The following is a 26,999-nucleotide window of genomic DNA, read 5'->3' on the forward strand; positions in this document are numbered from 1 at the left end:
GATGGACACCCTTGCCGTCCAGCTAGCGCTTCCCCCTGTCGGGTGCGCAGAGGACTTTCACCTCCAAGTGGGTGCGCCCTGCCGGGCGCACCAAAAAAAAGGCCACCCGTCACCGGATGGCCTTTCGTCTTTCAAATCAAAAAAGAGGTAGCTGGAGTCACATAAACCCACACCGGACCCCATAAAGAAAAAAGGGATTTCAGCCTTTCGACTGAAATCCCTTACTTTCTAATGGCGGGGCCGATGGGACTCGAACCCACGGCCTCCGGCGTGACAGGCCGGCGTTATAACCGACTTAACTACGACCCCGCATTTGTTTTCGTGGTGGGCGGTACAGGGATCGAACCTATGACCCTCGGCTTGTAAGGCCGACGCTCTCCCAGCTGAGCTAACCGCCCCGTCCCGTCCAACGAGAAACAGTCTTTATAGGGGCCAATGCCTACTGTCAAAGACTTTTTTAAGAAAATTTTAATTTCATTTTAAGTCTTTATATTTCAGCGCATTACGAAGCAGACAATCGCCGCGAAATAAAGCGTCCTGCGGCCCCTTCAATGCGCAATATCCCAGAATCAGACAACTTTCTCTTTTCAGAACAACGCAACCCCACCTGCCACCGACGATTTTTCCCGGCCATCAGGAGTGCGTAGGTACTCAAAACAGATCGTCACACTCCGTCACTTCGAGAGGCTCAACCCCGGAACGCTTCCTGAGCCAGTTGATGCCGCGCAGGACTGGCCCGCGTGAGATAATGTATCTTTCCAGCCTGTACTTGCCGGGAAAATCCATGAGCATGATGCCGAGAAAAATTGTCAGCAGGCCCTGGCCGGGCAGAAAGAGCATGAGCACCCCGGCCAGGAAGAGGACCAGCCCCAGCATGTTCTTGAGGATCAGCACGATCATGCGCAGGCCTGGACGGCGCCTGCGCCACGGCGTCTTGCCGCGCCTTTCGGCGCAGAAATAGTCGGCGGGAATGCGGGCGGCCACCAGAGGAAGGACCAGCAGCGAACCCACGAATGTCAGCACGGAAAAGGCGGCCAGCAAGCCAAGTCCTTCCGCCCACCACCCTTCAATCCCCGCCAGCATACCGTGCTACCGGGCCCGGAATTCGGCCAGGGTCCGGGCGTACTGCTCGGGCTGAAGCCGGGGGCCGAAGGTTGTAACCACCTTGGATGCGGCCAGGCTCGCGAACTCCCCGGCCTGGACGTAATTCATGTCGTGGGTGATGCCGTACAGGAAGGCCCCGGCGAACATGTCCCCGGCGCCGTTGGTGTCCAGGGGCGTGACCCGGCAGGCGTCGATCTCGTGCATGTCCTCGCCGTCGTACACCAGAGCGCCCTCCCCGCCGAGCGTGACCACGAAGGTCTTGGCGTTGCGGCGCAGCTTGTCCACGGCCTTGGCCAGGGTGCGGCATTCGGCCCAGAGCATAGCCTCTTCGCGGTTGCAGAACAGCAGGTCCACCCCTTCGCCGACAATCTCCTCCAGGCCCAGGCGAAAATATTTGACCATGGACGGATCGGAAAAGCTCAGGGCCGTCCTGACCCCGGCTTCACGGGCGATGTTCATGGCCTGGACAACGGCAGGACGCGCCGTGGGCGAGGTTACCAGGTAGCCTTCGGAATACAGGAATTCGGACTCGCGCAGCTCTTCCGGGCACAATTGCTCGGCAGACAGGGACTCGGAGATGCCAAGGTAGGTGTTCATGGTCCGCTCGGCGTCGGGCGTGATCATGACCAGGCACTTGCCGGTGACCCCGTCGGCGCGGCGCTCGGCAAGGTTGGTGCCGACCCCGGCCCGGGCCAGTTCCTGGGCGTAGAAATCACCCATCTCGTCGTTGCTGACCAGACAGGTGTAAAAGGACTTTCCACCGAAAAAGGCATTGGCCACGATGGTGTTGGCGGCCGACCCGCCGCCGGAACGGACGCTGCGCTCGCTGCGCAGGTATTCGAGCAGCTCGAACTGCCGCTCTTCATCGACCAGGGTCATGAACCCCTTTTCCACGCCCATGGTTTCCAAAAAGGCATCGGGCACCTCGAATTCCATGTCGACCAGGGCGTTGCCCATTCCGTACACATCGTATTTTTTCATGAATTCTTCCTTTAATATCTTAACTTTCTTTGTTTTTAATAGGTCCCATAGGACCTATATTCTTAACCTTCCACCAGGCAGCCCCGGCGGTTTTTCCAGACTCCGAGGACCGATTGCACCAGCGAGGCCAGCGGGATGGCGAAGAACACCCCCCAGAAGCCCCAGATGCCGCCGAAAATCAGGATGGCCGTGATGGAGGCGATGGGGTGCAGGTTGACGGCTCCGGACAGCAGCAACGGCACCAGCAGATTGGCGTCCAGGAGCTGGATCACGAAATAGACGATCATGGCCCAGGTGAAGTGCGCGTCAAAGCCCCACTGGATGTAGGCAATGATGAGCACCGGCACGGTCACGACCACGGCCCCGATATACGGGATGATCACGGACAGGCCGACCAGAAGGCTCAGGAGCATGGCGTAGTCCAGGCCGAAATACAGAAAACAGGCGTAGGTGGCGATCCAGACAATGAAGATTTCCCAGATCCGCCCACGCACGTAGTTTCCGGCCTGCATCTTCACGTCCAGCCAGACCGTGCTGGCCAGAGTGTGATCCTTCGGCAGAAAGCCGCACAGCCAATCGAGGATCACGTCCTTATCCTTAAGAAAGAAGAAGACCATGATCGGCATGAGCACCATGTAGACCACGAAGGAAAAGACGGAGCGCACGGAGGACAGCGAAAAAGCCAGGACCTGCTGCCCGTACTGGGAAAACTGGGCGGTCAGGGAATCGACCACGGTCTGTACCTGGGCCTCGGTCAGGATCGGATACTGCCGGGGCAGATGCACGAGGGCGTTCTGGGCCTTGGAGACGATCCAGGGAATGTTGTCGATGAGATCCGTGATCTGGGACACGAGTAGCGGCACCAGCGCCAGAATCATCACCGCCAAAAACAGCATGAACAACCCGAAAACCAGCACCACGGCCAGCATGCGCGGCCAGCGGAAGCCGACCAGAAAACGCACCACTCCTTCCAGAAGAAAGGAGATGACCACGCTGGCGATGACAGGGGCCAGCAGATTGCCCACAGAAAGGACAATCGCCCCGCTGACGACCAGCACCAGAAAAAGGATGACGAGTTGCGTGTCGGAAAAAACGGCACTCATCCATCTGCGAAAAATTTCCATGGGGGGTTCTCACGTGCTCGGTGCAAAGACGCCACAGATATCTAGACACACGTGCGCCTGGCGTCAACACAACGAAAAAAGGCTGCCCGGAGGCAGCCTGAAAAGATTCCGTGAACCGGCCGGTTTTCGGCAAAGACCTGGCGAGGGGAGGATGCGCTTCGACAGGCCGGTTCGGCGGAAAAATGGTTAACGGATGAAGAGCATCTCCTGGTAGCTGGGCAGAGTCCACAGATCGTCCGCGACGATCGTTTCCAGAAGGTCGGCATGCTTTCTGACCTCGGCCATGGCGGGCAGGATGGTCTTGTAGAAGTAGTTGGCGTGCTCCAGGGTGGAGTTGCCCTTGTCGCCTTCAAGCAATGCCTCAAGTTCGTAGGTGACCTTCTGCATGCCGCGCAGGTTGGCGGTCAGCTGATCCAGCGTGGTGGTGCCGAATTCCTTGCCGATGGCCTGGAGGTTGGCGCAGGCCGTGGCCAGTTCGCTCTGGTAGCGGAAGGAAGCCGGGAAGATGACTGTCTTGGACATGCGCAGCATCAGGTTGGCTTCGGTCTCGATGGTCTTGCAGTACTGCTCCAGGTAGATCTCTTCGCGGGAGCGCAGTTCGGCTTCGGTCAGAACGCCGTACTTGGTGAAGAGCTCGATGGTCGAGGGGATGGACAGCATGGGCAGGGCATCGGGGGTGGCCTTCAGGTTGGCCAGGCCGCGCTTTTCGGCTTCCTGATGCCATTCCTCGGAGTATCCGTCGCCGTTGAAAATGACCTGATCATGTTCGACCATGATCTTCTGCAGGAGATTCTGCACGGCTTCATTGAGCTTGGTCTTCTTGCCGCCGGTGGCCTTTTCGAGCTCCGTTGCGATGTAGTCCAGGGACTCGGACATCATGGTGTTCAGGGCCACCTGCGAACCGGCGATGGACATGGAGGAACCCACGGCGCGGAATTCGAAGCGGTTGCCGGTGAAGGCGAAGGGGCTGGTGCGGTTGCGGTCGCCCGGATCCATGGGCAGGGGCGGCAGCGTATCCACGCCGATGTTCATGACGCTCTTCTTCTTGGAGCTCTTGACCTCGCCCTTCTTGAACTGCTCGAAGACGTCGGTCAGCTGCTCGCCGAGGTACACGGACATGATGGCCGGCGGGGCCTCGTTGGCACCGAGACGATGATCGTTGGAGGCGCTGGCCACGGTGGCGCGCAGCAGCGGACCGTACTTGTGCACGGCGCGGATGGCGGCGGCGCAGAAGACCAGGAACTGGGCGTTTTCATGCGGCGTGTCGCCGGGATCGAAGAGGCAGCCGACTTCATCGTTGCCGATGGAATAATTGAGGTGCTTGCCCGAACCGTTGATGCCGGCGAAGGGCTTTTCGTGCAGCAGGCAGACCATGCCGTAACGCTTGGCCACGCTGCGCAGCACGGTCATGACCAGCTGGTTGTGGTCCGTGGCCAGGTTGCCCTGCTCGTAGATGGGCGCGATTTCGAACTGGCTGGGGGCCACCTCGTTGTGACGGGTCTTGACCGGCACGCCAAGCTTGAACAGTTCGCGGTCCACTTCCATCATGAAGGACATGACGCGGCGCGGGGTCACGCCGAAATACTGGTCCTCGAACTCCTGGCCCTTGGGCGGCTTGGCGCCGAAGAGGCTGCGACCGGCGATGAGCAGGTCGGGACGCGCGAAGATGAAATTGCGGTCGATGAGAAAATATTCCTGCTCGGGTCCGGCGTAGCTGGTCAGGGGCAGCTTGGTCTCGACGCCGAACAGCTTCAGCACGCGCTTGGCCTGCTTGTTCAGGGCCTGCATGGAACGCAGCAGCGGAGTTTTCTTGTCCAGTGCCTCGCCGGTCCAGGACACGAAAGCCGTGGGAATGCACAGGAAGGTTCCGTTGGGGTTCTCAAGGATGTAGGCCGGGCTGGTCACGTCCCAGGCGGTGTAGCCGCGTGCTTCGAAGGTGGCGCGCAGACCGCCGGAAGGAAAGCTGGAGGCATCGGGCTCGCCCTGGATGAGCATCTTGCCGCTGAATTCGGCCACTGCTCCGCCCATCCCGTCGGGGGTCAGGAAGGAGTCGTGCTTCTCGGCGGTCAGGCCGGTCAGGGGATAGAAGACGTGGGTGAAATGGGTGGCGCCCTTCTCGATGGCCCAATCCTTCATGGCGTTGGCCACAACATCGGCCACGGAAGCGTCAAGCTTCTCGCCCAGTTCGATGGTCTTCTTCAGGGATTTGTAGACGGTTTTCGGCAGGCGTTCACGCATGACCTTGTCGTTGAACACGTTGCTTCCAAACATTTCCGTCAGGGAAGTTTCGCTGAAATTCAGGGGCGCATGCATGGGTTTGTAGTCGGTGATTGCCTTGATGGCGTCCCTGCGGGCCGTGAGTCCGTTCATGATATCCTCCAGGACAAGTTGATGTATGCTTTTATTGCTACGTTGATCCGTGATTACAATTGCAAGGCATAAAGCAATTCAGATGCCATTAGCGTAACATATTGAAATATATAAGCACCATGAATTTCAGAAGTAAATAGATTACATTTTTGAAATATGCAATCCCGGCAATCCGGAATTAATTCGGAATTAAATTACAATTTTGCAAAACAGCCCGCCACGCCGCCATCCCCGGCCATGGCGCACCCTGCCTTGCATGGCGCGTATGGCTCCCGGGACAAGGCAATCCGCGACGTCCGCCTCGCGCGAATCATGCACATAAATGTCAACACGGATTTGAACCAGGCAAATAAGAGTTCAAAATTGTGCAGTGTTCTGCTAGTTTCAGGGCAATCCTCAATTCCAACCCGGAGCCGCCCATGCCCGCAGCCGTTCCCAACGCCACCAACCTTCATCTGCTGTCTCGATATCCGATCTTCACCGCCGCCAAGACAGTGTGGGGGTACGAGATCCAGGCCACCGCGAGCATTGTCCCGGACCAGCCTCTGGACCCGGATCGGGCCAACGTCGGAGCCACGGTCATCGCCGGTGATTACATCGGCCTGAACACCATCCTGGCCCGCAACAAGAAAATGCTCCTCTCCTACACCCGGGACCAGCTTCAAAAGCAGATCCCCTACGCCTTTCCGGCTCAGTCGTCCGCCATCCTGATCAGTCCGGATTTTCAAAACGATCCTGACCTGCTCCCGGCGCTAAGGCAGATGGCGGCGGACGGGCACACCATCGCCCTGGAATGGAATGCCGGGGTCACCCCCCTGCCCCCCCTCATGGAACTGGCCGACGTGATCTGTCTTGGCGCCCCGGACATGGCCGAAGAGCTTGCAAAAATCCCCCTGGCCGCCAAGACCGTGATCGTGCGCAACGTGACCACCCGCGAGGAGGTCGAACAACTGCAAAAACTGGGCGTTTCCCTTTTTCAGGGGCGCTTCTTCAAGACCGCCGAGATCATTCCGGGCAAGAAGCTGTCCTCACACCAGAATTCGCGCCTGCAGATTCTGCGCGTCATCGAAGCCGAATCACCCGATCTGGACCAGCTGGCCCAGACCATCCAGGCCGACGTGAGTCTTTCCTACCGACTGCTCACCTATCTCAACTCCCCGACTTTCGGGTTCATGCGCAAGATCGATTCCATCCGCCAGGCCATCGCGCTTCTGGGCTGGATCAACGTGCGCAATTGGCTGCGCGCCGTGCTGCTGGCGGACATCGCGCAGGGCGAGGAACAGACCGAACTTTTGCACCTTTCGCTGTGGCGGGGAAAATTCCTGGAACAGACCGTGGCCGGTCACGACTACTGGGACTTCAAGCCCGACGAGATGTTTCTTTTGGGCATGTTTTCCCTGCTCGACGCCATCCTCGGAATTCCCATGGCCGACGCCCTGGCCTTTCTGCCCCTGAACGACGCGCAGAAAAAAGCCCTGCGCGGCGAGAGCACCACGGAATACATGCCGCTGCTCACGCTCATGCTCGCGTTCGAGGACCAGGGGGAAGATGCTCCGGACAGGATCCTCATGGACCTGAACCTTGAGCGAGAAACAATGCAGCGACTGCATCGCGAGGCAGGCGCCTGGGCTTCCTCCATTCTGGAGATCGGCCAGGGCGCCTGACGACCCGGAGTTTATGTCAGGGGCGAAACCTTCCAGATGTTCCGCGCATACTCCATGATGGCGCGGTCGCTGGAGAACTTGCCCATGTTGGCCGTATTCAGGATGGACATGCGCGTCCACAGGGCAGGGTCCTCGTAGCACTTCGAGACCCTGGCCTGCTCCGCCACGTATTTCGCGTAATCGGCCAGGACCAGATAATAGTCGCCGTGGGCCAGGAGCGAATCGACAATGGGTCTGAACAGGCTTGGCGCCTCCGGCGAGAAGAATCCGGTGGAGATCATGTCCAGCGCCTTCTTGAGCTCGATGTTGCTTTCGTAGATCTGCACGGGATCGTAGCCCCCGGAATGCAGCCGATGCACGTCCTCTTCGGTGTGTCCGAAGAGGAAGAAGTTGTCCTCCCCCACCACTTCCCTGATCTCTATGTTGGCCCCGTCCAGGGTGCCGATGGTCAGCGCTCCGTTGAGGGCGAACTTCATGTTGCCGGTGCCGGATGCTTCCATGCCCGCCGTCGAAATCTGCTCGGACAGATCCGCGGCCGGGATGAGTTTTTCCGCCTGCGACACACAGTAGTTGGGCAGGAAAACGACCCGCAGCTCGTTGCCCACGGCGGGATCGCCGTTCACGGCCTGACCCACGGCGTTGATGAGCTTGATGATGAGCTTGGCCTGCAAATAGCCCGGCGCGGCCTTTCCGGCAAAGAACAGCGTGCGCGGAACATGATGCGCGACGCTTCCCGAGCGGATGCGGTTGTAGATGGTGATGACGTGCAAAACGTTCAGAATCTGCCGCTTGTACTCGTGGATGCGCTTGATGTGCATGTCAAAAAGCGTGGCCGGGTTGATGCCTACGCCAAGCTTGCGCAGAACGTAGCGGGCCAGGAGTTTCTTGTTGCGCTTGCGCACTTCCTGCCAGCGCTGCTGGAATTCGGGATCGTCGGCGTAGGCGGCCAGCTCGGACAGATGCGACAGGTCATGAATCCACTCGTTCCCGATGACGGAGCCGATCAGTTCGGACAGGGCCGGATTGGCCTGCATCAGCCAGCGCCGGGGCGTGATGCCGTTGGTCACGTTGGTGAACTTGCCGGGATAAAGGTTGTCGAAATCCTTGAACAGCCGCGCCTTGAGAATCTTTGAATGCAGCTCGGCCACACCGTTGACCGTGTGGCTGCCGATGATGGCCAGATGGGCCATGCGCACCTGCTTGCCGTCGTCCTCGGCGATCAGGGACAAGGACCTCAAAAGATCGACGCGACCCGGAAAGCGTTTGCCCACATCGTCCAGGAAACGACGATTGATCTCGAATATGATCTGCAGATGCCGTGGCAGCATGCGCCCGATGAGTTCCACGGACCATGTCTCCAGGGCCTCCGGCAGGACGGTGTGATTGGTGTAGGAGAATGTCTTCTGGCAGATGGTCCAGGCCGTCTCCCAGGTCAGGGCCTCGTCGTCGACCAGGATGCGCATGAGCTCCGCGATGCTGATGGCCGGGTGGGTGTCGTTGAGCTGCACCGCGACCTGATCCGGAAAGCAGTCGAAAGAGGAGTAGTTGTTCTTGCGGAAACGCCGCAGGATGTCCTGGAAGGTCGCGGCCACGAAGAAATACTGCTGTCGCAGCCTGAGCTCCTTGCCGCGCGGGCTGGTGTCGTTGGGGTAGAGAACCTTGGAGATGTTTTCGCTCTCGACCTTGGACTGGACCGCGCCGATGTAATCGCCCCGGTTAAAGTGTTCGAGTTCGAAATCCCGGGTGGAGATGGCCTTCCACAGGCGCATGTTGGTCACGTGACCGTTCTGATGACCTGGAACCATGATGTCGCAGGCCATGGCCATGACCGACTCCGTGTCCACCCAGCGAAAACGCTCGTGCCCGGCGCTGTCCTCGTAGGCCTCGCTACGCCCGTAAAAATTGATCAGGAACATGAAATGCCCGCGCCGAAGCACCCAGGGGGAATCCTGGCGCAGCCAGTTGTCGCAGCCTTCATGCTGATAGCCATTGACGATGGTCTGATAGAAGATGCCGTAGTCATAGAGAATGCCGTACCCATAACCGGGAATCTTGCACGTGGCCATGGAGTCCATATAGCATGAGGCCAGCCGCCCAAGGCCGCCGTTCCCCAGTCCCGGATTCCATTCCTCTTCAAGCAGCTCGTCCAGATCCAATCCGAAATCCCGCACCGCCTCGCGGCACTCCTCTTCCATGCCCAGGGCCTGGATATAGTTCATGAGGAATCGTCCGGGCAGAAATTCCAAGGACATGTAATACACGCGCTTGGTAATGGAATCGTAATAGGAACGCTGAGTCTCAAGCCACTGGCCCAGCAGGCGGTCGCGCACGCTGTAGCACAGGCCGAGATAATAGCGCTCCTTGCGCGGGGGGAAAGGGTCGCTGCCCAGGGTCAGGGCCACGTGCCGCTGTATATCGTCCTTCAGGGACTCAACGCTCTGGTTGCTTTCGGGGGCCGTCATCTTGCATCCTCCTTGGATCCTTTATCGTCGTGCTGGATAAGCAAGGCTACCATAAAAGAATTCCGAGAGAAACCTGCGCCTTTACAGCTCCCGCACAAATCTTACCTGTTCGAAAAAGGAGAAACGTCATGCGCAAATGCCCAAAATCAACCTGGCTACTTCTGATATTCGCCTTCATCATGTGGCCCGCGGGAGGACACTCAATGGATAAGATCACAAAGACAGACGCCCAGTGGCGGGAAATTTTGAGCCCCGAGCAGTATCATGTACTGCGCGAAAAGGGCACCGAACCCGCTTTCAGCGGAAAATTCAACGACCATCACGAGGTGGGAACCTATGTCTGCGCGGGCTGCGAAACCCCGCTTTTCCACTCTGATGCCAAATTTGATTCAGGCACCGGCTGGCCCAGTTTTTTCAAGCCAGTGGACGAAACGCATATCGCAAAGCATGAGGACAAATCCTGGTTCATGGTCCGCACTGAGGTGCTCTGCGCTGTCTGTGACGGACATCTGGGTCATGTATTCCCCGATGGACCAGAGCCCACTGGATTGCGTTACTGCATCAATTCCCTTGCTCTGCAATTTGAACCCCAAGACGCTGGAAAATAGCCATAACTATCCGGAAAGAAACTATCTTCTTTCCGGATAAACCCTTGAAACCGGAAGGCACATTCAGGGTTGCATCCATGGTGCCGTTCGGGTAGAGACCTCAATTGTTATGAACTATTGTTTCCATGCGGCCGGCACTTTCCCGCTCCCTTCTCTTCGACTCCCGCACCCCTCTCCCGTCGCCGGCAGCATCACCCCAAGCACGATGAGGTACGCACATGAATAGTCATGGAGTATTTGTCGTCACTTCGCTTTTTTTCGTCATGATCGCCTCTCTGGTAGGATTTGCCGCATATAACGGAACCAGACTGGAGACGGCCCGGCACTACGAAGCCCGGATCGCGACGCTAAACGAAGAACGACAGGAATTGACCCGCCAGGTGGCGGAGCTCAGGAATAGATGGGTCAAGGAAGTGACCGTGACCGCCTACAGCCCGACCGTCGAAGAATGCGGGCCCGACCCGCAGACGACGGCCAGCATGGGCAAGGCAAGGCCCGGCATTGTCGCCGTGAGCAGAGATCTGTTCGATGAAGGCTGGGTCTTCGGCAAGAAGGTCTACGTGAAAGGCCACGGCATCTTTGAAATCGCGGATCTGATGAGCAAGCGCTACACGCAGCGCATGGACATCTTCTTCCCCGACACCAACCAGGCCAGGCAATTCGGCAAGAAACAAGTCACGGTGGCCCTGCTGGCCAGCTAAAAAAAGGGTGCGCGAGCACCCTTTTTTGCGACCTTTGCGCGGGAAAGGGAACAAGACGTTTTGCCCCTCTCGCGCAACTTCACGCTCTCTCTAGAAGTTGTAATCCGCCATGCGCCTTTCGGCGGCCACGGCCGAAACGAAGGCCACGCATTTCTGATGTTCGGGATGAACCTGATAGGTCTGCAGGTCCTCGGGAGAATCGAAGACCGTGTACAGGACCACCTCGGTTTCGGGCACGGAGGCGAAAACGTCCGTGCTGACGACCAGGGTGCGCAGCTGCGGGATGAGTCCCGGCAGGGCCCCGAGCATGTCCTTCATGATCGCCGCGTTTTCCGCCGCGCTCCGGCCTTCCGCGCTCTCCTTCAGTTTCCACATCACAATATGTCCGACCATGATTCCTCCATTAGGGTGATACGTTCCAGCAATCCTTGAAAAGATGGGGGTCGGCCAGCATCCGCCCCCGGACCGCGTCAGGCACGAGCCCGCTGGTTTCAAGGCCCGCGCAAAATTTTTCCCGCACCATGCTCGCGCTGACGTCCAGGCGCGCCATGGGCACAAGCACAACCCGCCGTCCCGTCTCGATGCGTCGCACTCCCGGTCCTTCCTCCCGCCATTTCCAGTGCCTGCTCAGAAATTCGTCCACCGCCGCCTGTCCCAGCCCGAGCCGGTCCACCACGGCGATGTCGGTCAGGAGCGGCAGCTCCAGCCCTCTGTGCCAGTCGGGCAGGGTCAGAAAATCCGGACTGCCGAGAACGAAGACATGGTTGGTATCCGGAAACATGGCGCACAGGCGGGTCAGGGTCACGTGCGAATACGAGGGGACGGGCATCTCCCCCTCCAGCGCGCTCACTCCCAGACCTTCCACCCCTGTCACCGCCTGACGCAGCAGGGTCAGGCGCAGATCGAAATCGAGCAGTCCCGACTTACCCTTGTGCGGCGGAACCTTGGCGGGCAGCAGATCCACCCGCCCAAGTCCCAGCGCCTCCCGGGCCTCGATGGCCATGCGCAGATGCCCGTTGTGCACGGGATTGAAAGATCCGCCGAGAATCCCCACCGAACCGGACAGGGGTCTAGACACGCACCTGCCCTTCTCCGAAGACGATGTACTTGAGGCTGGTCAGCTCCTTCACGCCCATGGGTCCGTAGGCGTGGATCTTCGAGGTGCTGATGCCGATCTCGGCTCCCAGCCCCAACTCTCCGCCGTCGTTGAAACGTGTGGAGGCGTTGATGAGCACGCAGGAGGCGTCCACAGTCCGCAGGAAGCGCATGGCCCGGTCGTGGGTGCGGGTCAGGATGGCTTCGGAATGGCCCGAGCCGTAGCGGGCGATGTGCTCCTCGGCCTCGGCCTGGGTGTCGACGATCTTCACCGCCAGGGTCAGGGACAGAAACTCGCGCCCAAAATCATCGGCCTCGGCTTGCGTGGCCGTGTCGCCAAGAAGCGGCAGGGAACGTGGACAGGCCCGAAAAGACACGCCCAGCGGCGCCAGCAAGGCGGCCAGGCGGGGCAGAAATTCCCGCGCGACGCCCTCGTGCACGAGCAGGCATTCCAGGGCATTGCACACGCCCGGGCGCTGCACCTTGGCGTTCTCGACGATGGGCAGGGCCTGCTCCTGGTCCGCGTCCTTGTGGACATAGATGTGGCAGACGCCCTTGTAGTGCTTGAGGACCGGCATGGTCGCGTCCTTGACCACGGCCCGGATCAGGCCTTCGCCGCCGCGCGGGATGACCACGTCGATGTATTCGTCCAGGGCCAGCAGATGCTTGACGGCGGCCCGGTCCGTGGTCGGCACGATCTGCACGCAACCCTCGGGCAATCCGGCCGTGTCCAGGGCCCGGCGCAGCAGGCCACCCAGAATCTGGTTGGAGTGATAGGCCTCGGAACCTCCGCGCAGAATGACGCTGTTGCCGGCCTTGAGGCAGAGGATGGCCGCGTCGATGGTCACATTGGGGCGGGATTCGTAGATGATGGCGATGACGCCCAGAGGAATGCGCATGCGTCCGACGAGCAGACCGTTGGGGCGCCTTATCATGCCTTCCACCTCGCCCACCGGGTCGGACAGGGAGGCCACGTGGCGGCAGGCGGCGGCCATGGAATCCACGCCGCCATCGGTGATGCGCAGGCGATCCAGACGCGCCTCGTCCAGCCCGGCGGCACGCGCGGCCTCCAGATCAAGAGTGTTGGCCGCAAAAATTTCCTGTCGAGAATCGTGCAGCAGGTCGGCCAAAGCCAGAAGCGCCCTGTTGCGCTCAAGGCCCGTGGCCGTGGCCAGTGTCCTTGCGGCGGTCCGTGCCGATGCGGCCAGCTCGCGCATTTGTGATTCCAGATTCATCCTTCGCTCCTGTCTGTGTTGAAAAAGATCCAAAGCCGAAAATATTATTTTTCAAAGACTATACCAACGCCGCGCCACAGGCAAGAATACTTCATCCGGGCACCTTTTTAAAAGACCGGATATCCATTTATTCCGGCATGTTTTCCCCTTGCGCATTCTCTTTGACCTTTTTCGAAATTGCCTATAAACAGACGGGGCTTTTACAATAATGGCAATTCGAATCAAAGGAGCCTTTCCATGGAAGAACGCAAAGAGACACACGATATCCTGGCAACCATCGAACAGGAAATGGACTCCGACATCCATCCCCTGCTGAAGAAAATCCTGGACAACATCAAGCCCATCGGCATCACCATCGGCGGCATCGTCGTGGCCGTGGCGGTCTATTCGGGCGTCACCACCTACCAGGAGTCGCAGCGTGCAAAGGCCGTGAGCGAGCTTGGCGTCATCATGACCATGGCCGATCAGACCGCGCGCATCGAAAAACTCGAAGCCTTCGCCAAGTCCGGCCCCAAGGAGCTGCGCACCGCCGCACAGCTCGAACTGGCCCGCATCTTCATGGATCAAAACGATTACGAAAAAGCGGCCGGAGCCTGGAGTTCCGTGGGCCAGGGCGCCGACATCCGCGTCATCGCCGGGCTCGGCGAAGCCAAGGCCCTGATCCTCAAGGGCGATCATGCCAAGGCCGTCGAAATTCTGAGCGCCCTCAAGAAAGACGCAGGTCAGGAATTCATGCCCGCCATTTCCGCCAACCTGGCTTTCGCCGCCGAAAAAGCGGGACAGATCGAACTGGCCATCTCCGAATACGAGGCCCTCAAGTCCAAGGAAGCCGGCAACGAGGCATTCCTGGACTACAAGATCGGCACACTCAAATCCAAATCCTGAGACGAGTGAAATCCCAAAGGCGTCCCCGCTTGGCGGGGTTCGCCTGAGACCAGGGCCTTCGGCCTCGCCCCCCGAAGCAAACGCCATGAACGCATCTCAAAAGTTCGCAAACGATTTGGATACCACCCCATGATGACCGCCGAATTCCTGCATTATCTGCAAACGCTTCAAGGCACGGTGCAGCACCTCGATCCCATGAGCCCGCTGCAATCGAGCCTGGACAGCCTGCTCGCCATGACCGCCGAGGCCATGAAATACAAACGCATGGCGCTGGCCATCCTCGACCCCAAGGCCAACACCATCCGTTTCGACCTCACCTACGGGCACAAGGGGCCGGTGAAAGCCACGTACCTGCCCGGCCAGGGAGTCACCGGACAGGTTCTGGACAGCGGGAAATCCATCATCATCGAGGCCATGGGAAACGACGAACGCTTTCTGAACAAGGCCATGGGCCGCACCCAGAAGGAACTGGCCGAACTTTCCTTCATCTGCGTCCCGGTCACGCGGATCAACTCCGAGGGCATCCAGGAGGCGCTCGGCGTGCTCAGCGCGGACATCCCCTGCCAGACGCCCGAAGTGTTGCAGGTTCACTGCGCCTTTCTTGAGGTTCTGGCCGCTGTCATCGCCCGCCAGACCGCGTATCTGCAGGAAAACATGGCCCAGAAAGAACTCTGGGCCTCCATGGGCTTCCTGGGCGAGAGCCTGGATCGCGACACGGCCATGGTGCAGGCCAAGATCGTGGCCACCTCCAAGGCCATGGCCTTTGTCATGGGGCAGATCATGCAGGTCGCGTCGAGCAAGGCCTCGGTGCTGCTGCGCGGCGAATCGGGCACCGGCAAGGAGCTCCTGGCCGAGGCCATCCACAACGCCAGCTCCCGCCGCACCAAGCCCCTCATCCGTCTCAACTGCGCGGCGCTGCCCTCGGAACTGCTGGAGAGCGAGCTGTTCGGCCATGAACGCGGCGCCTTCACCGGCGCGGTAGGTTCCAAGAAGGGCCGCTTCGAGCTGGCCCACGGTGGCACCCTGTTTCTGGACGAAATCGGGGAACTCAGCCCCGAGGCCCAGTCCAAGCTGCTGCGCGCCCTGCAGGAAGGGGAGATCCAGCGCCTTGGGAGCGAGAAAAGCATCAAGGTCGACGTGCGCATCATCTGCGCCACCCACCAGCCGCTGGAAAACCTGATCAAGTCCGGCGAATTCCGCGAAGATCTCTATTACCGCATTAACGTCTTCCCCATCTTCATTCCGCCCCTGCGCGAACGCCGGGAGGACATCCTGCCCCTGGCCGAGTATTTCCTGGAATTCTTCGCCAAGGAGTACTCAAAAAACATCAAGCGCATCTCCATGCCCGCCATCGACCTGCTGACCCAGTACCAGTGGCACGGCAACGTGCGCGAGCTGCGCAACTGCCTGGAGCGGGCCGTGCTGATCTGCAACGAAGAGGCCATCCGCACCTACCATCTGCCACCGACCTTGCAGACTGCCGAAAGCTCGGCCACGGACAACCAGCTCTCCTTCGGCGAAGCCGTGGGCAAATTTGAGCAGGAGATCCTGGTCGAGGCCCTGCAGAAATGCGGGGGCAACATGCTGCAGGTGGCCAGGGAGCTCAGGGCCAGCTACCGGATCATCAACTACAAGATCAAGAAGTACAACCTCGACCCCAAAAAATACGACGGGCGGGGCAAGACGCGCAAACCCTGATTGCAGGAGGGTGCGCCCTGGGGTATGGTTCGGTGAAATCCGTCAACCCCGGGACACGCCATGCAACCCTCCCTTCATGCCCGAAAGCACATCAGGGCGCACCTTCTGGAGCGCCTGGCCGGCCGTGCGAACGACGACCAGGCGGCGATCCGAAGCACCGCGCTGAACCTCTTTTTCGAGGCCAGCTTCGAATTCGAATCCCTGCGCGATCTCAAGTCGCTGTGCGTGCTCGTGCCCGATGTGTGCCTGGACACTCCCGCCTCCCTGTACATGCGTGGCCCAAAGGGCACGTTACGGCTGCGCCGGACCACCAGTGCGCAAAAACCCAGACTCATCACCTTTCCCGAGCCCTCCTGCCCGAACCAGACCGTCGGCATACGCCTTGAAGGCCTGACCGCGATTCCCATATGCGAAACCGGAACCGAGCCCAAACTGCTTGGCATGCTCTGTCTGCACAAGAACTTGAGTCCGGAGGAAGAAGCTTTCTATCTCGAATACGTGCGCGCCCTAGCCCAGCTCATGGCCGTGAAGCAGGTCGCCATCAGCAGCCGCCAGCGCCTGACCTTCATCTACAATCTGGTACGTGACATCGGGCACAACGTCATTGTGCCCAACATGCATTTCAAGCTGCTCTTCCTGCAGATGGAGAAACAGCTTGAGCACCTCGGCCGCAAGGTGGACGCCCTCTCTCCGGTCCGCTCAAGCTCCCCGGATCGGGAAATCAGGCGCGAGCTTCCGGGCATGATCAAGGACTTGCAGACAAGGCAGAAATGCATCTCCAGGCGTTTTCAGCAATCGAGTCTCTTTCTGGAGAGCCTGCTTCGCCACGGACATTTTGAAAAAGGGCGTTACGACCTGCAGCCGCGCCCCTGCAAATTCAAGAGCCAGATCTTCGAGCCGCAGCTCGATCGCTTCCTGCCCCTGCTCAATGCCCAGGGCATCACCATTCGCATCGCCCCGGACGTACGCATCGATGAAGACATCACGCTGGAGGCGGATATCGGGCTTCTTTCGCAGGTTTTTGCCAACCTGCTCTCCAATGCGGTCAAATATACGGAATCCATGCCTGGAGAATCCGGCCGGGAAGAGAAACTGGTCCTTTACGGGTGGGAAAGCAAACCGCAGGCTTTTGGCCCGGGGCAGCCGGGCATCGAGCTTTACATCCGCACCACTGGACACGAGATACCAAGCCCGGATCGGATGAAACTTTTCAATGCGGATTTTCGATGCAGCGCCACGGAGAACGTCGAGGGCTCAGGCCACGGCCTTTACTTCGTCAAACAGATCGTCGAGCTGCACAATGGCCGGGCCGAATATTCCTACGCCGCGCCGATGAACACCTTTCACATCACCCTGCCCTGCCGTGACAATTCCCTAACATCGACGGAGCCCGGATCATGCCCCAGTCCATCCTGATCGTCGAAGACGACGAGCACCTCCGGACCTCCCTCGCCGCAAATCTCGAAGATGCGGGCTTCAGGATCCATGAGGCCACCGACGCACGCAAGGCCATGCATCTCTTCATGCACCTGGCTCCGGACCTGGTGCTTCTCGACCTTGGCATTTCCGGCGACGAAGGAATGGGCCTGCTCGGCGACATGAAGATATCCCGTCCGTCCACTCCCGTGATCATCGTCTCGGGACGCACGCACATAAGTCACGCCATCGACGCCTTCAAAGCGGGAGCCTTCGATTATGTGACCAAACCCATCCTCAGCATGGACATCTTCATCAACGGCCTGCGCAACTGCCTGGCCCAATCGGGCATGCAGCGACGCATCCACGACACCCAGGAACACCTGATCCGGCTGATCGGAAAGCTCCCCGTCATCATTTTCATCATCAACCGCAACCTGGAATTCGAATTTCTGAACCATGCCACGACACAGATCCTCGGATATTTGCCGCAGGAGATTCTCAAGTCGCCCAGATCGTTCCTGAGGCGCATCGTGCGGGAAGACCGCAGACGGTTTCTGATCGCCTTGAAAAAAAGCCTGCAACCGGAAACTGCCGAATTCAGTCTTGAATTTCGTTTTCTGCACAAGAAGGGATATCCCGTCTCCCTCCTGCTCCAGTCCATTGCCTCGCCCCTGCCGCCCGGCGGCACCCCGGACAGGATCGAGGGCATGATCATGGACATGACCCGCAACTCCTATCTGGACAAGCTTCTGCGGCAGAACGAGAAGCTCAGCATGCTGCGCACCATGACCGAAGAGGTGGCGCACGAAATACGCAATCCCCTGGTCGCCCTTGGCGGCTTCGCCCGACAACTGCGCCTGCGCTACCCGGAAGCCGTCGAAACCAGGGTCATCCTGGAAGAATGCAACCGGCTCGAACGCCTGCTCCAGCGTATCACCGCCTATCTCGAACCCATCGACGTCACGCTGACCCCCTGCCAGCTGGCCCCCACGGTGAACTTCATCATGAGTCTGGTCTCCAGTCGTCTGGAGCACAAATCAGTCAGCTTCGACATCGAGCTCACGGATGACCTCCCTCCGGTCCTTGCCGATCAGGAATTCCTGCACCGCATCTTCATCTATCTCATCGGACATGGCGCCGACATCGTCGAACAATCCGGCTCGATGCGCATCAGGGCTTCGCAAGCCAACGAACTGGTCGTGACCGACCTGATCATGGACCCGGTGCGCACTCCGGCGACAGGGCAAGAGCGTCTCATCATGCCCTTCGAGGACGACGAGATGAACCTGGCCATGTGTCTGCTGCTGGTCGAACGCATTGGCGGGCACCTGCAGATTGAACAAAAGGATTCCATGGCGCGGCTGACAATGTCCGTGCCCAAGGCCCCCGCCCGCGAGGATTAAAATCCGTGGTCACCGGATGAAAAGGACGACATCAATAGCTGATTTCAAAAATTTCCTCTTTGCGACCACGACATTATGGACGAATAACGGCACATGTTCTATGCTGTTCCTTCACCCGCGCACATTCCCCGCGCGCTTTCGGGAATGCTATCATGAACCTGATCCACACAAGGAGCCTCCATGGCCCAGGATATTAGCTGCGTCAGTGTCGACGACCCCAAACTCTCCGCGCTTTTTCGTCCCTTTGCCCTGAAGATGGAGCAGCAAGGCCTGCCCGCCATCGTCATCAATACCTTCAAGTGTTACTTTAACCAATTTCTTTACGGTGCCCAGGGCAAGCTCTCCGACCGGGATATCGTGGCCGTGCATGACGATGAACTTGCGGAATATGATGCCATGGAGCAATTCAAGGCCAAGGGCGAAGAGGCGCTGGACAAGACCGCCGTCATAAAACTCAACGGCGGCCTGGGTACGAGCATGGGCCTGGAATCGGCCAAGTCGCTCATTCCGGTCAAGGAGGGGCTCAGCTTTCTGGACCTCATCCTGTTGCAGGCCAAGACGGTCCGCACCCACTACGGGGTGGACTTTCCGCAAGTGTTCATGAACAGCTTCAAAACCCACATGGACACCATGCTCAAGGTCGGCGATTTCAACAACGGCACCACCGGCATCGACCTTGCCTTCCTGCAGCATCGTTACCCCAAGATCATGGCCAAGGACCACACCCCGGCATCCTGGCCCCAGAATCCCGAACTGGAATGGAATCCTCCCGGGCACGGCGACATCTACACCGCCATGATCACCTCGGGCATCCTCGACGCCCTGCTGGACAAAGGCTACATTTACGCCTTCATCTCCAACTCAGACAATCTCGGGGCCATCATGAACCGTCGGCTGCTCGGCTACATGGTCCACCACAACCTGCCTTTTCTCATGGAAGTCGCGCGACGCACGGATCAGGACAAGAAAGGCGGGCATCTCTGCCGCCTGAAAAAGAACAGGCAGCTCGCCCTGCGCGAAGTGGCACAGTGCCCCGACACCGAGATGGACTCGTTCTGCGACATCGAAAAATACAAATTCTTCAACACCAACTCCATCTGGATAGACCTGCGCATCCTGCAGTCCGTTTTCGTCTCGCACCGGATGATGCCCCTTGACCTGATCATAAATCCCAAAAGCCTGGATCCACGGGACCCGTCCTCCCCCAAGGTCTTTCAACTTGAGACGGCCATGGGTTCGGCCATCACCAATTTCCTCAATGCCCAGGCCGTCATCGTGCCCAGAAAACGCTTTGCGCCGGTCAAGACAACCAACGACCTGCTCCTGGTCATGTCCGACTGCTTCGTGCGCACGGAACGCGAAACCATCATCCCCAACCCGGACCGCGTCACTTCCATGCCGTCCATTTCCCTGGACTCGCGGCATTACAAGAAAATCGACGCGTTCCTGGCCCGCTTTCCCAAGAATCCGCCGTCCCTGCTCAATTGCGACAGCCTTGTCGTCGAAGGGGATGTGCTCTTCGAGCAGGATGTGCAGTGCATAGGTGATGTCCGCCTCGTCAACCCAGGGCCGAATCAGGTCGTGGTCAAGGCCGGCAGCGTGCTCCAGGGAGAAACCCTTTTTGCGTGACGCAGGCTTGAGTTTCCCTGGCCGTGTCCTGCCGCTACTGGCGGCCCTGGTATGCTTGCTGCTTCTTGCCCTGTGTCCGGCAAGCGCCATGGCCGCCAAACAGGTATTCATCCTCAATTCCTACCACCCTGACTACAAATGGTCCGCGGACATCATGCACGGGCTGGAAGCGACCTTGCATCAATATGATCCGGAAGTGCTCATCCACGTCGAACACATGGACACCAAGCGCAACCTCGATCCCGAATATCTCGCCAACCTTCCTAACTTCATGGAGCTCAAATACGCCTTCCTGCGTCCCGACCTGGTCATCACGGTGGACGAAAGCGCCTTCTTTTTCATTCTTGAACACGGGGCGCGCATCTTCCCGGACACTCCCGTGGTCTTTTGCGGCGTGAACACCAACCCCCTGCCGCCGCTGCCCCGGAACATGACCGGCGTGCGCGAATACGCGGACCTGAACACGAACGTGAAGCTCATGCGCAGGCTACAGCCGCAAATGCGCAAGCTGATGGTCATCTCGGACAAGACCGCCACGGGCGTTGCTGCCGTGGCCGAACTGCACAAGGTCGTCCCCCCGGACCTGCCTCTGCAGGTGCTTGAGGATGCCCCCCTGCCGGAGCTGATGGAGCAGGTCAAAGGGATCGGCCCGGAGACGGGACTTCTCTTTCTGCTCTATTTCCAGGACCGCGATGGCCGGGTCCACGGCGCGACGGAAGCCATCTCGGCCATTTCCCAGGCCAGCCCGGTGCCGGTTTACGGGGTCTGGAATTTTCTCATGGGCCACGGACTTTTCGGAGGCTACCTGACCAACGGATATGAACAGGGCCGGATCGCGGGCAACATGGCCGGGCGAATCCTGGGTGGCGCGCGCCCAGTCGACCTGCCCGTGACCTATGATGACGGAATCCAGCTGGAAGTGGACATGCGCCAGATGGAGCGCTTCGGAATCACTCCCGACCGATTGCCGCCGGAGACGAAATTCCTTCACCCCAAAAGGGGAACCGAGCATGAAATCCTGGTCCTTCATTCGTACCACAAGGGTTTCAAGTGGACCGACGACATTGAATCCGGAATCAGGGAAAGCCTGGGAGCGGACGCCGCGAACGTGGAAATGCATGTCGAATACATGGACACCAAGCGCCATCCCGAGCCTGAATTCACGTATCTGAACTACATCCTTATGCGTGAAAAGTATCGCTCGGCCAAATTTTCCGCAGTGCTGACCTCCGACGACAACGCCTTCAACTTTGCCCGCCAGTACCGGCAGACCCTGTTCAACAACGCGCCCATCATCTTTTGCGGCGTGAACTATCTCACCGATCAACAATCCCTGTCCGCTCAGGGAATAACCGGAGTGCTCGAATCCTATGACATCGTCAGCACGGTGCAGGCCGCCTCCCGCCTCCTGCCCAGGGCCAAAAAACTTTTCGTCATCAACGACGCCACCCCGACGGGCCTTGGCAACCACAACCGCTTCGAGGAGGTTCGCCACCTGCTGCCCGCCTCCCTTGACATCGAACTCCTTGAAAACATTTCCATGACCCGTCTGCTCGAACGTCTGCCAACGCTGCCGCCGGACAGCTTCATCCTGCTCATGAGCTTCAACCAGGACCGCGACGGGAACACCTTCTCCTACGAGGAGAGCTGCAAGAAAATCGTGAGCGCAAGCCCCGTGCCGGTCTTTTCCTTCTGGGACTTCTATCTGGGAGCCGGGTCCATCGGAGGGATGGTCACCAGCGGCCGTCACCAGGGACTGGCCGCCGGAAATCTGCTCCGAAACGTCCTGCGCGGACAAGATGCCGGCAATCTGCCGATCATCACCATAAGTCCCAACGCGTTCATCTTCGACGCCAAGGCCATGAAAAGGCATGGAATGGACTTTGGACTGCTCCCCAGCGGCGCAACGCTCATCAACGATGACTCGGACGCATATCGGCATACCCGCGCCCTGTGGACAATCACGGCCCTGATTCTGATCATCGCCATGCTGCTTGGCATTCTTGTCGTCTTTTACCGCTATCAGCAGCGCAAACGCCGGGCCCTGGAGCGCTCCGTGCGCATCGACCCCCTGACGGGAGCGAGCACCAGAAGCGCCTTTGAATCGGAAATGCCGCAAAAAATCAAAGCAGCCGTGGAAAAAAACGAAAGGTTCATGTTCTGCTATGTGGACGTGGACAAGCTCAAGCAGGTCAACGACACTTACGGACATCTTCACGGCGACACCTACCTGAAGGAAGTCGTGTCCATCATTCGCGCCTGCGTCCGCGCCAGTGACGAAATCTACCGCATCGGCGGCGACGAGTTCGTGCTCATCTTTCCCGGATGCGGCCCGGACGAGGTTCAACGGGTCTGGAACAAGGTCCTCATACTCATCGACGCCGCAAACAACTCCGGCAGGATTCCCTACACCATGGGAGTCACCCACGGCTGCACGGCCTTCAACCCCCAGGAACCTCAGGATTTGGCAACCCTGCTCAAAAAAGCCGACCAATCCATGTACACGCGCAAAAACATCCACACGTCCTGACCCCGATTTCTGTTCTGCCCTCCCCCTCCTCCATTCCCCTTGCTCAGGGCTCCCAATCCGGAGCCCTGAGCATTTTATCGAGACGCAAAACCATACATCACTGCAAGAAACCGTCATCCCCTTGAAGAAGGGGATCCATCCCTTTTTTAACTACCTGAAAAGAATGGATCTCGCGCTATTGCCCGACATGGCCCAACTTCGCGGCAATGACCATCAGGTTCTTTCCTGACTTTTCACAGCACAGCCTTTTCATACAAGACCAGTCCGAATACTCCGTAATGAAAAGCATTTTTCCCTGTGAAATAATGCACGCCGGAATTGTCATACAATCTGTTGCACAAATCATTTTAATGATGATAATGTATGACAAATTCTAGACAATTTATCCGGAGGCAGCACGATGAGCATGCGTTTGGGAATCCGAAACAGGTTGCTTTTGTTGGTTGGCGTGATGCTCGTCTTCATCGGCGCGGTGGTCTCTTTTTTCGTATACCAGGCCGCGAACTCCAAATCACAAATGATAGATCGAGTGGGCATCATCATGACCGATGAGGCCAAGGACAAGATCATGGTGCTGACCCAGGCGTTAACGAAATCCGTCGAGGCCGGCATCAGGGACGTGACCGATGAGGATGAAAGAATCGGTGTGATCAGGAATCTTGTAACAGGCATTCGCTTTGAAGAGGATCAATCGGGATATATTTTCGTCTATCAGGGCACCACCAACAGGATCATGCCGCCAAACCCGGCCCTTGAAGGCACCGACCTCAAGGATCTCAAGGATCCCAACGGACTGTATCTCATTCGCGAACTGAACGAGGCGGCCAAAAAAGGCGGCGGGTTCGTCGAATACATTTTCGACAAGCCGGGCAAGGGCAACCAGCCCAAGGTCAGTTATTCCACCATGATCCCCGGCACCGACCTCTGGATCGGAACGGGCATCTACATCGACAACATCGCCGAAGCCCAGGCGAAAGTCGCGGCCGACCTGGAAAGCGCGGCCGCAAGGTCCCTGACCATCGCCATGTCCTTCATCGGTGCCGGATTCGCCTTTCTGGTCCTGCCCCTGACCATCTTCCTCATCCGCTCCATCATCACCCCGCTGAAGCGCATGATCGGCATGCTCAAAGACATCGCCCAGGGCGAAGGCGATCTGACCGCCCGCCTCAAGGACACCTCCGGCACGGAAACCCAGGATCTGGCCGAATGGTTCAACAAGTTCGTTGAGCAGGTGCATGGCATCATCCGCGAAGTGGCCGGAAACTCAGCACAGGTCAATCAGGCCTCGACGGGACTCCTTGGCCTGGCCACCGACCTGCGCGGCGCATCCAGCGACATGACCGCCAAGTCCACCAACGTGGCCGCCGCTACCGAAGAGATGAGCTCCAACATGAACTCCGTGGCCTCGGCCATGGAAGAGTTCTCCATCAACATCGGGACAGTGGCCACCGCCTCCGAGGAAATGACCGCGACCATCGCCGAAATCTCCCAGAACGCGAGCAAGGCCAAGGACATCACCGGTCACGCCGTCGGCAAGGCCACGGAAGCCTCGCGCCGGGTGGACGAGCTTGGCCATGCCGCACGGGAAATCGACAAGGTCACCGAGACCATCACGGCCATTTCCTCCCAGACCAACCTTCTGGCTTTGAACGCCACCATCGAGGCGGCCCGGGCCGGAGAAGCAGGACGCGGTTTTGCCGTCGTCGCCAACGAGATCAAGGAACTGGCCATGCAGACCGCCCGCGCCACGGAGGAAATCCGGGGCAAGATCCAGGGCATCCAGGGCGCGACAGGAATCACGGTTTCTGAAATCCAGCAGGTCAGCCAGGTCATCAACGAAGTGGACATGATCGTCGGCACCATCGCGGCCGCCGTCGAGGAACAGTCTGTCACGACCCGCGACATCGCGGACAACGTCGGCCAGGCATCGCAGGGCGTGCAGGAAGTGAACGAGAACGTGTCCCAGGCCGAATCAGTGACCCGCGACATCGCTCGGGAAGTCACCGCCGTGAGCGCGGCGTCAGGAGACATAGCCCATTCAGCCGAGGCAGTTCAGGCCAGTTCCGAAAGCCTGAGCGGACTGGCCCGCGACCTCAACGCCATGGTCGGCAAGTTCAAGATCTGACAAATTCCCCTTTATCAGATCGAAAAGCCCGGTAAATGCCGGGCTTTCTTATTTGGAAGCCCGGAAAACACGTTCACAAGCGCGCACATCGCACCTGCAATCCCGATTCGGCAAATCTGAAGTGCTCACCCCGCGCATCTCCCCGTTATTCCCATTCTTGCCATGTTTGCGACAAGTGGTGTAACAATCAATAATCTCAATTTATATTATCCTTGGAGGACGTTCATGGCCATCCGATTTGGCATCCGCAACCGCTTACTCTTTCTGGTCGGCATCATGCTCATTTTCATGGGCGCCGTCGTCTCCTTCTTCGTCTATCAGGCCAGCGGAACAAAAATCACATGATCGAAAAGGTCGGGCAGATCATGAACGCCGACGCGCGCGACAAGATCATGATCGCGACCACGAACATGGCCGCCAGCCTCGGCTCGGCCGTCGAGGGAATGACGGCCGATTCGGAACGGGTCGCCACCATCAGCCGTCTCATCAACAACATTCGCTTCGAAGAGGACAAATCAGGCTACTTCTTCGTCTATCAGGAAACGGTCTGCCGGGTTCTGCCGACGAAAAAGGAGCTTGAGGGCAAGGATCTTGGTGGAAACAAGGATGTCAACGGACTCATGTATGTCCGGGAACTGAGCAAGCAGGCGCATGCAGGCGGTGGATTCGTCGAGTACGTGTTCGACAAGCCGGGGAAAGGCGACCAGCCCAAGATTGCCTATTCGATGATGATCCCGGGCACCGACCTCTGGATCGGAACCGGGGTGTACATCGACAACATCGCCGAGGCCCAGGGTGCAGTGGCCGCGGACCTGGAAAACGCGGCCGCAAGATCTTTGACCATCGCCATGTCCTTCATCGGTGCCGGGTTCGCCTTTCTGGTCCTGCCGCTGACCATCTTCCTCATCCGATCCATCATCACCCCGCTGAACCGTATGATCGGCATGCTCAAAGACATCGCCCAGGGCGAAGGCGATCTGACCGCCCGCCTCAAGGACACCTCCGGCACGGAAACCCAGGAACTGGCCGAATGGTTCAACAAGTTCGTGGAGCAGGTGCATGGCATCATCCGCGAAGTGGCCGGCAACTCCAAGCAGGTCAATCAGGCCTCGACGGGACTCCTTGGCCTGGCCACCGACCTGCGCGGCGCATCCAGCGACATGACCGCCAAGTCCACCAACGTGGCCGCCGCTACCGAAGAGATGAGCTCCAACATGAACTCCGTGGCCTCGGCCATGGAAGAGTTCTCCATCAACATCGGGACAGTGGCCACCGCCTCCGAGGAAATGACCGCGACCATCGCCGAAATCTCCCAGAACGCGAGCAAGGCCAAGGACATCACCGGTCACGCCGTCGGCAAGGCCACGGAAGCCTCGCGCCGGGTGGACGAGCTTGGCCATGCCGCGCGGGAAATCGACAAGGTCACCGAGACCATCACGGCCATTTCCTCCCAGACCAACCTTCTGGCTTTGAACGCCACCATCGAGGCGGCCCGGGCCGGAGAAGCAGGACGCGGTTTTGCCGTCGTCGCCAACGAGATCAAGGAACTGGCCATGCAGACCGCCCGCGCCACGGAGGAAATCCGGGGCAAGATCCAGGGCATCCAGAGCGCGACCGGGGTCACGGTTTCTGAAATCCAGCAGGTCAGCCAGGTCATCAACGAAGTGGACTCCATCGTCGGCACCATCGCGGCCGCAGTCGAGGAACAGTCCGTCACGACCCGCGACATCGCGGACAACGTCGGCCAGGCATCGCAGGGTGTGCAGGAAGTGAACGAGAACGTGTCCCAGGCCGAATCAGTGACCCGCGACATCGCCAAGGAAGTGGCTTCCGTGAACGAAGCCTCCGGCGACATCGCCCAGTCGGCCGAGGCGGTGCAAGCCAGCTCCGAAAGCCTGAGCGGACTGGCCCGCGACCTCAATGCCATGGTCGGCAAATTCAGGATCTGAGCTTGGCAGAGCAGCCT

Annotated in this window: 19 protein-coding genes and 2 tRNA genes; 11 read left to right on the top strand and 10 right to left on the bottom strand. The window is 59.0% G+C overall.

All coding sequences use genetic code 11. From position 1 onward, the window contains the following. Positions 1 to 232: 232 nt before the first annotated feature. The 6 genes from BMZ24_RS18575 to BMZ24_RS18600 form a co-directional block, all read right to left on the bottom strand. Positions 233 to 309: transfer RNA gene (locus tag BMZ24_RS18575), tRNA-Asp, on the bottom strand. 13 nt (positions 310 to 322) lie between these two features. After that, positions 323 to 398: transfer RNA gene (locus BMZ24_RS18580), tRNA-Val, on the bottom strand. Positions 399 to 651: 253 nt separating this feature from the next. Further along, positions 652 to 1,083, bottom strand: coding sequence for a PGPGW domain-containing protein (locus BMZ24_RS18585; protein WP_092194468.1), 432 nt, complete (start codon positions 1,081 to 1,083; stop codon positions 652 to 654). Positions 1,084 to 1,089: 6 nt separating this feature from the next. After that, positions 1,090 to 2,085 carry an adenosine kinase gene (locus tag BMZ24_RS18590; protein ID WP_092194470.1) on the bottom strand — a complete coding sequence of 332 codons (996 nt, stop codon included), beginning with the start codon at positions 2,083 to 2,085 and terminating at the stop codon, positions 1,090 to 1,092. 62 nt (positions 2,086 to 2,147) lie between these two features. Next, on the bottom strand, positions 2,148 to 3,188 hold the full coding sequence (locus BMZ24_RS18595; RefSeq protein ID WP_244150422.1) for an AI-2E family transporter: 1,041 nt from the start codon (positions 3,186 to 3,188) through the stop codon (positions 2,148 to 2,150). Positions 3,189 to 3,395: 207 nt separating this feature from the next. Beyond that, positions 3,396 to 5,579 (bottom strand): glutamine synthetase III family protein, encoded by a 2,184-nt coding sequence (locus BMZ24_RS18600; RefSeq protein ID WP_092194497.1) that lies wholly within the window; start codon positions 5,577 to 5,579, stop codon positions 3,396 to 3,398. 419 nt (positions 5,580 to 5,998) lie between these two features. Here BMZ24_RS18600 and BMZ24_RS18605 point away from each other — a divergent pair, with 419 nt between their 5' ends. Further along, positions 5,999 to 7,243, top strand: coding sequence for an EAL and HDOD domain-containing protein (locus tag BMZ24_RS18605; RefSeq protein WP_092194499.1), 1,245 nt, complete (start codon positions 5,999 to 6,001; stop codon positions 7,241 to 7,243). Between the two features lie 11 nt (positions 7,244 to 7,254). On the opposite strand, the gene BMZ24_RS18610 is transcribed toward BMZ24_RS18605, so the two are convergent. Further along, on the bottom strand, positions 7,255 to 9,705 hold the full coding sequence (locus BMZ24_RS18610) for a glycogen/starch/alpha-glucan phosphorylase (protein ID WP_092194501.1): 2,451 nt from the start codon (positions 9,703 to 9,705) through the stop codon (positions 7,255 to 7,257). Between the two features lie 203 nt (positions 9,706 to 9,908). On the opposite strand from BMZ24_RS18610, the gene msrB reads away from it, so the two are divergent. Together msrB and BMZ24_RS18620 are read left to right on the top strand one after the other, a co-directional pair. Further along, a complete protein-coding gene (msrB, locus tag BMZ24_RS18615) occupies positions 9,909 to 10,313 on the top strand; it encodes a peptide-methionine (R)-S-oxide reductase MsrB (RefSeq protein ID WP_244150423.1) in 405 nt (134 codons plus the stop codon). A gap of 218 nt (positions 10,314 to 10,531) precedes the next feature. Continuing rightward, positions 10,532 to 11,014, top strand: coding sequence for a 3D domain-containing protein (locus tag BMZ24_RS18620; RefSeq protein ID WP_143077961.1), 483 nt, complete (start codon positions 10,532 to 10,534; stop codon positions 11,012 to 11,014). Between the two features lie 90 nt (positions 11,015 to 11,104). On the opposite strand, the gene BMZ24_RS18625 is transcribed toward BMZ24_RS18620, so the two are convergent. Genes BMZ24_RS18625 through BMZ24_RS18635 form a run of 3 tightly spaced genes read right to left on the bottom strand, consistent with a single transcriptional unit; the run spans position 11,105 to position 13,344 of the window. After that, positions 11,105 to 11,407, bottom strand: a complete 303-nt coding sequence (locus tag BMZ24_RS18625; protein ID WP_092194518.1) for a Dabb family protein — start codon at positions 11,405 to 11,407, stop codon at positions 11,105 to 11,107. A gap of 10 nt (positions 11,408 to 11,417) precedes the next feature. Continuing rightward, positions 11,418 to 12,092: a nicotinate-nicotinamide nucleotide adenylyltransferase gene (locus BMZ24_RS18630; protein ID WP_143077962.1), complete on the bottom strand. Its 675-nt coding sequence runs from the start codon at positions 12,090 to 12,092 to the stop codon at positions 11,418 to 11,420. Continuing rightward, positions 12,085 to 13,344, bottom strand: coding sequence for a glutamate-5-semialdehyde dehydrogenase (locus BMZ24_RS18635; RefSeq protein ID WP_092194522.1), 1,260 nt, complete (start codon positions 13,342 to 13,344; stop codon positions 12,085 to 12,087). The genes BMZ24_RS18630 and BMZ24_RS18635 overlap by 8 nt, the downstream gene beginning before the upstream one ends. Before the next feature lie 237 nt (positions 13,345 to 13,581). On the opposite strand from BMZ24_RS18635, the gene BMZ24_RS18640 reads away from it, so the two are divergent. From BMZ24_RS18640 to BMZ24_RS18675, 8 genes are all read left to right on the top strand, one after another. Then, positions 13,582 to 14,229, top strand: a complete 648-nt coding sequence (locus BMZ24_RS18640; RefSeq protein WP_092194524.1) for a hypothetical protein — start codon at positions 13,582 to 13,584, stop codon at positions 14,227 to 14,229. A 129-nt stretch (positions 14,230 to 14,358) separates the two neighbouring features. Next, positions 14,359 to 15,927 (top strand): sigma-54-dependent Fis family transcriptional regulator, encoded by a 1,569-nt coding sequence (locus BMZ24_RS18645; RefSeq protein ID WP_092194526.1) that lies wholly within the window; start codon positions 14,359 to 14,361, stop codon positions 15,925 to 15,927. A gap of 60 nt (positions 15,928 to 15,987) precedes the next feature. Next, positions 15,988 to 17,343 carry a sensor histidine kinase gene (locus tag BMZ24_RS18650; protein ID WP_092194528.1) on the top strand — a complete coding sequence of 452 codons (1,356 nt, stop codon included), beginning with the start codon at positions 15,988 to 15,990 and terminating at the stop codon, positions 17,341 to 17,343. Continuing rightward, positions 17,325 to 18,749: a response regulator gene (locus tag BMZ24_RS18655; protein WP_092194530.1), complete on the top strand. Its 1,425-nt coding sequence runs from the start codon at positions 17,325 to 17,327 to the stop codon at positions 18,747 to 18,749. The genes BMZ24_RS18650 and BMZ24_RS18655 overlap by 19 nt, the downstream gene beginning before the upstream one ends. 180 nt (positions 18,750 to 18,929) lie before the next feature. After that, complete coding sequence (locus BMZ24_RS18660) at positions 18,930 to 20,378, top strand: UTP--glucose-1-phosphate uridylyltransferase (protein WP_092194532.1); 1,449 nt, start codon at positions 18,930 to 18,932, stop codon at positions 20,376 to 20,378. Then, positions 20,371 to 22,908: an ABC transporter substrate binding protein gene (locus BMZ24_RS18665; protein ID WP_161949243.1), complete on the top strand. Its 2,538-nt coding sequence runs from the start codon at positions 20,371 to 20,373 to the stop codon at positions 22,906 to 22,908. The genes BMZ24_RS18660 and BMZ24_RS18665 overlap by 8 nt, the downstream gene beginning before the upstream one ends. A gap of 400 nt (positions 22,909 to 23,308) precedes the next feature. Then, positions 23,309 to 25,033: a methyl-accepting chemotaxis protein gene (locus tag BMZ24_RS18670; protein ID WP_092194536.1), complete on the top strand. Its 1,725-nt coding sequence runs from the start codon at positions 23,309 to 23,311 to the stop codon at positions 25,031 to 25,033. Between the two features lie 341 nt (positions 25,034 to 25,374). Further along, the gene (locus tag BMZ24_RS18675; RefSeq protein WP_244150424.1) at positions 25,375 to 26,982 is read left to right on the top strand and encodes a methyl-accepting chemotaxis protein; all 1,608 of its coding nucleotides are present in this window, start codon (positions 25,375 to 25,377) and stop codon (positions 26,980 to 26,982) included. The last annotated feature ends 17 nt before the right edge of the window (positions 26,983 to 26,999 follow it).

Source organism: Desulfomicrobium norvegicum (genome assembly GCF_900114595.1).
Classification (GTDB): Bacteria; Desulfobacterota; Desulfovibrionia; order Desulfovibrionales; family Desulfomicrobiaceae; genus Desulfomicrobium; species Desulfomicrobium macestii.

Coding starts and splice junctions, on each gene's coding strand:
- BMZ24_RS18590 (WP_092194470.1), bottom strand. CDS start 2,085: ATGAAAAAATACGATGTGTACGGAATGGGCAACGCCCTGGTCGACATG.
- BMZ24_RS18650 (WP_092194528.1), top strand. CDS start 15,988: ATGCAACCCTCCCTTCATGCCCGAAAGCACATCAGGGCGCACCTTCTG.
- BMZ24_RS18610 (WP_092194501.1), bottom strand. CDS start 9,705: ATGACGGCCCCCGAAAGCAACCAGAGCGTTGAGTCCCTGAAGGACGAT.
- BMZ24_RS18605 (WP_092194499.1), top strand. CDS start 5,999: ATGCCCGCAGCCGTTCCCAACGCCACCAACCTTCATCTGCTGTCTCGA.
- BMZ24_RS18660 (WP_092194532.1), top strand. CDS start 18,930: ATGGCCCAGGATATTAGCTGCGTCAGTGTCGACGACCCCAAACTCTCC.
- msrB (WP_244150423.1), top strand. CDS start 9,909: ATGGATAAGATCACAAAGACAGACGCCCAGTGGCGGGAAATTTTGAGC.
- BMZ24_RS18640 (WP_092194524.1), top strand. CDS start 13,582: ATGGAAGAACGCAAAGAGACACACGATATCCTGGCAACCATCGAACAG.
- BMZ24_RS18670 (WP_092194536.1), top strand. CDS start 23,309: ATGAGCATGCGTTTGGGAATCCGAAACAGGTTGCTTTTGTTGGTTGGC.
- BMZ24_RS18595 (WP_244150422.1), bottom strand. CDS start 3,188: ATGAGTGCCGTTTTTTCCGACACGCAACTCGTCATCCTTTTTCTGGTG.
- BMZ24_RS18585 (WP_092194468.1), bottom strand. CDS start 1,083: ATGCTGGCGGGGATTGAAGGGTGGTGGGCGGAAGGACTTGGCTTGCTG.
- BMZ24_RS18675 (WP_244150424.1), top strand. CDS start 25,375: ATGATCGAAAAGGTCGGGCAGATCATGAACGCCGACGCGCGCGACAAG.
- BMZ24_RS18655 (WP_092194530.1), top strand. CDS start 17,325: ATGCCCCAGTCCATCCTGATCGTCGAAGACGACGAGCACCTCCGGACC.
- BMZ24_RS18625 (WP_092194518.1), bottom strand. CDS start 11,407: ATGGTCGGACATATTGTGATGTGGAAACTGAAGGAGAGCGCGGAAGGC.
- BMZ24_RS18645 (WP_092194526.1), top strand. CDS start 14,359: ATGATGACCGCCGAATTCCTGCATTATCTGCAAACGCTTCAAGGCACG.
- BMZ24_RS18600 (WP_092194497.1), bottom strand. CDS start 5,579: ATGAACGGACTCACGGCCCGCAGGGACGCCATCAAGGCAATCACCGAC.
- BMZ24_RS18635 (WP_092194522.1), bottom strand. CDS start 13,344: ATGAATCTGGAATCACAAATGCGCGAGCTGGCCGCATCGGCACGGACC.
- BMZ24_RS18620 (WP_143077961.1), top strand. CDS start 10,532: ATGAATAGTCATGGAGTATTTGTCGTCACTTCGCTTTTTTTCGTCATG.